Source organism: Mycobacterium sp. IS-1264 (genome assembly GCF_001954195.1).
Lineage (GTDB): Bacteria > Actinomycetota > Actinomycetes > Mycobacteriales > Mycobacteriaceae > Mycobacterium.
Genome location: NZ_MBES01000088.1, coordinates 1 through 1,694, shown reverse-complemented (window position 1 = coordinate 1,694; position 1,694 = coordinate 1). Strand labels below are relative to the sequence as shown.

Here is a 1,694-nt window from a genome sequence, read left to right as displayed (position 1 = left end):
TCGCCGAGCACGAACTGCATCCGCGCGTCCGGCACCGCCGGGTCGATCGGCACATACGCCGCACCGGTTTTCAGCACCGCCAGGATCGACACGATCGCCTCGGCCGAGCGCGACAGCAGCAGCGCCACGCGCCGCCCGGGCCCTGCGCCTTGGCCAATCAGCAAGTGCGCCAAGCGATTCGACGCCTCGTCCAGCTCGCCGTAGGTCATACTGCGCCCGTCGAACGTCAGCGCCACGGTGTGCGGTGAGCGATCCACCTGCGCGGCGAATGCTGCCGGAATCGATACCGTGGCGCTCGGGGGTTGGGTCAGCGCCGCGCGGTTGGCCCAGCCATCCAGGCGGGCCTGCTCCCCGGGGTCGAGCACATCCACGGTGGAAAGGCGCCGCGTCGGATCGGCGGTGATCGCCAGCAAGACACGCTGCAGCCGCTCGATGAGGGTTTCGATGCTGGCCGCGTCGAAGACGTCGGTGCGAAATTCCACGCTTCCGCCGATCCCGGCGGGCTGGCCGTCCTCGGTCCAGCGTTCGGCCAACGAAAACGTCAAATCCATGCGGGCGCTATGGGTATCGGCCGGCAGCGGGCTGACCTCGAGATCACCAAGCGCTATCCCGCCGGGATCGCTGTCCTGCCAGTTCTGCCACGCGAGCATCACCTGGACCAACGGGTGATGGGCCAATGAGCGGGCCGGGTTGAGCCGCTCGACCAATACCTCGAAGGGCACATCCTGATGCTCGTAGGCGGCCAGGCCGCGTTGGCGCACCTGCGCCAGTAATTCGGCGATCGTGGGATCGCCGGCGACGTCCAGGCGCAGCACCAAGGTGTTGACGAAGAAACCGACCAAGTCATCCAGGGCTGCGTCACGCCGCCCGGCGATCGGGAACCCCACCGCCACATCGCTTGTCGCGCTGATCTTGGCCAACAGCACCGCCAACGCGGCCTGCATCACCATGAAGCTGGTCGCGTTGTGTTCCGCCGCCACCCGGCGCAGCTGCTGCTGCACTTCGACGGGCCACTCCACCGCAACCGTGGCCCCCCGGTAGTCGGCCACCGGCGGGTAGGGCCGATCGGTCGGCAACGCAAGGCGCTCCGGCATCCCCGCCAAAGCGCCTTCCCAGTAAGCCAATTGGGCGCCGATGCGGCTCTCGCTGTCGTCGAGCTCACCGAATTGCGCGCGCTGCCACAGCGTGTAATCGACGTACTGCACCGGCAACGGCATCCACCCCGGAGCCTGTCCCACCGCGCGACTGGCGTAGGCCACGCCCAGATCGCGCACCAGCGGGCCGATCGAGAGCCCGTCGGCGGCGATGTGATGCACCACCGCGGCCAGCACATGCTCATCCTCGCCGACGCGGAAAAGCCGCGCCCGCAATGGAATCGCGGAAGAAAGATCGAATGCGTAGCCCGCCATTTCCTCGATCGCCGCCGACAGCTGGCTTTCCGACCAGCCCGCGGCATCGACGACCTGCCAGCCGAAGTCGGCCCGCTCAGCCGGCATCACGACCTGCTGCGGTTGGCCGTGCGGGGCGACGAACACGGTGCGCAGGCTCTCGTGCCGGGCCACCACATCGCCCAGCGCGGCGCCCAATGCCCCGGCGTCCAACGGCCCGCGCAGGCGCAGGGCCACCGCCATGTTGTAAACCGGTGAGGGCCCGTGCAATTGGTCCAAGAACCACAACCGGTTCTGGGTGAACGA

1 protein-coding gene is annotated in these 1,694 nt (G+C 68.3%); it reads right to left on the bottom strand.

Annotated elements, in window-relative coordinates; genetic code table 11:
• On the bottom strand, positions 1–1,694 hold a 1,694-nt coding region (locus A5744_RS23350), incomplete at both ends, for a condensation domain-containing protein (RefSeq protein WP_139331477.1).